The organism is Paenibacillus sp. 01L418 (assembly GCF_056400045.1).
In genome coordinates this window covers 1-4,826 of sequence record NZ_JBFTSN010000458.1, presented here as the reverse complement: position 1 = coordinate 4,826, position 4,826 = coordinate 1, and the positions used below count along the sequence as shown (strand labels likewise).

General features: G+C 48.1%; 4 protein-coding genes. All 4 read left to right on the top strand.

The genetic code is table 11. The annotated features are described in order from the left end of the window. On the top strand, positions 1–980 hold a 980-nt coding region (locus AC1DSE_RS30260), incomplete at its 5' end, for a penicillin-binding transpeptidase domain-containing protein (protein ID WP_477528698.1). Positions 981–1,054: 74 nt separating this feature from the next. Further along, positions 1,055–2,542, top strand: coding sequence for a UDP-N-acetylmuramoyl-L-alanyl-D-glutamate--2,6-diaminopimelate ligase (locus AC1DSE_RS30255; RefSeq protein ID WP_477528700.1), 1,488 nt, complete (start codon positions 1,055–1,057; stop codon positions 2,540–2,542). Beyond that, on the top strand, positions 2,539–3,954 hold the full coding sequence (locus AC1DSE_RS30250) for a UDP-N-acetylmuramoyl-tripeptide--D-alanyl-D-alanine ligase (RefSeq protein WP_477528697.1): 1,416 nt from the start codon (positions 2,539–2,541) through the stop codon (positions 3,952–3,954). Before AC1DSE_RS30255 ends, AC1DSE_RS30250 begins: the two co-directional genes overlap by 4 nt. A 4-nt stretch (positions 3,955–3,958) precedes the next feature. Further along, positions 3,959–4,826: phospho-N-acetylmuramoyl-pentapeptide-transferase (mraY, locus tag AC1DSE_RS30245; RefSeq protein WP_477528699.1), on the top strand; the 868-nt coding region annotated here is incomplete at its 3' end.

Here is a 4,826-nt window from a genome sequence, read left to right as displayed (position 1 = left end):
GCGCTATTGAGGTGGGCGGTGCTAGACTTCGCTGCTGGAAAAAGGGCGGACATGGCAGTCAGACTTTCCTTGAGGTGGTTGAAAACTCCTGTAACCCCGGGTTTGTAACGCTTGGTCAGAGGCTGGGCAAGGACAAACTATTTGATTACATTAAGAACTTTGGCTTCGGGACGAAGACGGGCATCGATATTGGCGGCGAAGAAAATGGGATCTTATTCAAGCTTAGTCAGGTCGGTCCGGTGGAACTTGCCACTACGGCTTTTGGCCAAGGGGTCTCCGTTACACCAATTCAGCAAATAACGGCTGTTTCCGCAGCAATTAACGGCGGAACGCTGTATAAACCCCATGTAGCAAAAGCATGGATAAACCCGGAGACGGGAGCGACTGTAGAAACGGTAGAATCGGTTGCAGTTAGGAAGGTTATTTCGGAGGAAACGTCCAAGCAGGTGCGTGAAGCGCTTGAGAGCGTCGTAGCCAAAGGAACAGGCCGCAATGCCTTTATTGACGGGTATCGCGTAGGCGGCAAGACGGGTACTGCTCAAAAGGTTATTAACGGACGTTATTCCCCTAATGAGCATATTGTATCTTTTGTTGGCTTTGCCCCGGCAGATGATCCGAAGATCGTTATTTATGTAGCGGTTGATAATCCGCAAGGAATTCAGTTCGGCGGAGTCGTTGCAGCGCCGATCGTTCGCAATATGCTGGAGGACGCGCTCACCATTCTGGAAGTTCCGGCTCGTGAGAAGCAGATCGACCGTATTTATAAGTATGGAGAAACACCTATTGTTACAGTTCCGAACTTGATTGGCAAGACGGTGTCGGATTTGTATGAGGATATGAATATGAATTTCAATCTGACTTCCGCAGGTTCTGGGAAAACGGTCATACGCCAAGCTCCAGCTGCTGGAACCCGTGTAGATCGCGGATCAACGATTCGGATCTATTTGGGCGAAGAAGATAATATATCCCACTCGCATTGACTATAATGGTAGTTAACGAGGGTGCAGCAGGCGGGGAAGTTTGTCCGCCGGCGCTTAAGGGAGGAGCTGGGCAGATGCGATTAAAGGATGTTGCGGAATTGCTTATAGCCTCACGGCTGATAGGCGATGGGGAAACGGAACTGACTGGCATTGAGACGGATTCACGAAGCGTAATTGAAGGGCAATTGTTTATTTGCTTGAGAGGCCATACCGTTGATGGTCACGAGTTTGCTTCGGAGGCGGTTGCCGCCGGAGCAGCAGCGCTAATAGCAGAACGAAAGCTGGACCTGTTGGTGCCGCAAATTATTGTAAGAGATTGCCGCCTTGCCATGGCTGTAATTGCTAATTATTATTATAGACAGCCTAGTCAAACCTTGAAGCTTATCGGTGTAACGGGGACGAATGGCAAGACGACAACAACTTATTTAATTGAGCAAATCCTAAATGATCAGAGTAAGCCTACCGGTGTGATCGGTACGATTGAACGTCGTTATGCGGGAAAATCGTTCCCTATGACCAGTACGACGCCTCAAACGCTGCAGCTTCAAAGCTATCTCGGGGAGATGCGTGATGCGGGCACGCAATATTGTGCAATTGAAGTGTCCTCCCATGCTCTCGAGCAAGGCCGGGTGAAGGGCTGCAGATTCCGAACGGCAGTATTTACTAATTTGACGCAGGACCACTTGGATTATCATGAAACGATGAGTCGATATGCCGCGGTAAAGGGATTGTTCTTCTCGCGACTTGGCAATGTGTATGCATCTGCGGAAAACGAAAGATCTTATGCGGTTCTTAATGCAGACGATGCTTTATCCGCAGAATATGCCGAGCTCACAGCGGCAGAGGTCATCACTTATGCAATTGATAAAGAGGCAGACGTTCGGGCAACGAATATTCGAATAACTGCACAGGGTACGACCTTTCATGTTGACACATTCAGAGGCGAGCAGGACATAACATTGCAAATGGCTGGGAAGTTCAACGTATACAACGCGCTTGCCGCTATAAGCGCTGTACTTCTTGAAGGCGTGGAACTAGAGGCGATTGCACACAGTCTAAGCAAAATTCCCGGCGTACCCGGAYGGGTTGAAGCGGTTAATGCGGGACAGGATTTTGCGGTAATTGTAGATTATGCCCACACGCCGGATGGACTTGAAAATGTACTCAGAGCTATTCAACAATTTGCAGAAAATCGAATTATATGTGTTTTTGGCTGCGGCGGTGACCGTGATCGCTCCAAGCGGCCGCTAATGGGGAATATTGCAGTGAAATACGCGGATTACGCTATCATAACATCGGATAACCCACGATCGGAGCCGCCTGAGTCCATATTAAAGGATATTGAAGCTGGATTAATAAGCAGCAGAATTGATCCTTCATTTTATAAATTAATCGTTGATCGCAAGGAAGCAATTGAAAAAGCGGTTGAAATGGCAAGCCTCGGCGATGTAGTATTGATTGCGGGGAAAGGTCATGAAACCTACCAAGATATTAACGGAGTCAAATATCCATTTGACGATCGAAAAGTAGCGAAAGCAGCGATAAGGGGAATCATACAGTGATTAAACGTACTATTAAACAAATTGCCGAAATGAGTGGCGCTAGATGGAATGGAAATCATGCAGAGCTTAACATAACAGGAGTAACAACTGACTCGCGGCAAGCTGCTGCGGGCCAGTTGTTCGTTCCGATCGTAGGCGAGCATTTTGACGGGCATGCCTATTTGGAGCAAGCTATTGCAAATGGAGCGGTTGCTGCGCTTTGGCAGAAAGGCCGCGAGGTTCCAGCATCTCTTGAGGGAGTGCCGCTTCTTATTGTTGGGGATACGCTGGTTGCATTGCAGCGCCTTGCAACAGCTTATCGCAGTGAACTTGTCACTCGTGTTGTTGGCATTACAGGCAGCAATGGCAAAACAACGACAAAGGATATGGCAGCTGCTATTCTTGGCACAACTTATAAAGTGCATAAGACTGAAGGCAATTTGAACAATCACATCGGCTTGCCTCTGACGGTGCTGAGGCTTGAAGAGGACACGGAAGTAGCCGTGCTCGAGATGGGAATGAGCGGCTTCGGCGAGATCGAGCTGCTGACGAAGATCGCACAGCCTGATGCCGCTATTATTACAAATATCGGCGACGCGCATATGCTCCAGCTTGGCTCAAGAGCCGGTATTGCGAAGGCGAAGCTTGAAATAGCGCTCGGGCTCAGCGAGGATGGTTTACTGCTATACAATGGCGATGAACCACTTCTTGAAGCAGAGCTTGAGCGTTCAATACTTCCAGCAGRCATCGTTCGCCGTACATTTGGGTTATCGAAGCAGAATGAATGGTCAGCATCTGACATCAGCATTGAATCGGAAGCGACGACCTTTACTGCTATTTATAATGGAACTGCCAGTGGCCTCGGAACTGTTCGAATTCCTGTTCCAGGGCAGCATAATGTCAGCAATGCGCTCGCTGCAATAGCGATTGGCCGCTTCTTCGGAGTTCCAGCTGCAAAAATTGTTGAAGGTCTAAGCCATCTTAAGCTGACGGGCATGCGCATTCAGCCTGTTCGCGCGTTTAATGGCACTATGTTATTGAACGATGCTTATAATGCCAATCCGACTGCCGTTCGTGCGGCGATTGATCTGGTAGAGCAACTGGACGGCTATAGCCGCAAATGGATCGTGCTTGGCGATATGCTTGAGCTCGGGCCAGAGGAGCAGACGCTTCATTTTGAAGTAGGTGCATATATAACGCCAAGCAAGGCGGATGCGGTTCTTACCTTCGGACCTTTGGCAAAACATATTGCTGAGGGCGTGAAATCGCAATTTCCTAACGCAGGCGCGAATGATGTGATTAAACATTTCGAAGATAAAAATGAGCTGACGCTGTGGCTGAGGGAGCAAATGCAGCCAACGGACATCGTGCTCATAAAAGGTTCACGCGGCATGCAGATGGAACAGATTGTCCAAGCATTGGAAGTGGGGTGAGGAAATGGATATGATGGTCATTTTATTTTCGATTGGCGCTTCATTCCTGCTAGCGGTTCTACTCGGACCATTGTTCATTCCAGTGCTCCGCCGCTTAAAGTTTGGGCAGCAGATTCGTATGGAAGGTCCGCAAAGCCATCTGAAAAAAAGCGGTACGCCAACGATGGGCGGCATTATCATTATGGTTGCTCTAATGATCGCGTTCCTGAAGTTTTCTGATAAAACGGCTGAATTTTGGGTGCTGCTGACCGCATCGCTTGGATTTGGTCTTGTCGGCTTTTTGGATGATTACATCAAAATTGTATTTAAACGTTCTTTGGGACTAACGGCAAGACAAAAGCTTTTTGGTCAACTTCTATTTTCTATAATTGTGTGTGCAATGCTCTATAATATGGGGCACAGCACCGAAATATCCGTGCCTGGTACAGGCTGGGGAATTGATTTAGGCTGGTTTTATTATCCGCTTGTCGTCATCATTCTTTTTGCAGCAAGCAATTCAGTTAATTTCACCGATGGTCTTGACGGTCTGCTGGCTGGGACGAGTGCCATCGCATTTGGTGCCTTTACTGTAGTTGCTCTACAAACGTCAGCTCATGAATCAGCAGTATTCTCGGCAGCTATGGTAGGCGCAGTTTTAGGTTTTCTAGTATTCAACGCACATCCAGCAAAAGTGTTTATGGGAGATATGGGCTCGCTAGGCATAGGAGGCGGTATTGCAGCAGTCGCTATTTTGACCAAAACAGAGCTGCTCCTTATCGTAATCGGCGGTGTTTTTGTACTTGAGATGCTTTCTGTTATATTACAGGTAGGCTCCTTCAAGCTTAGAGGGAAGCGTATTTTCAAAATGAGTCCCATTCACCATCATTTCGAGC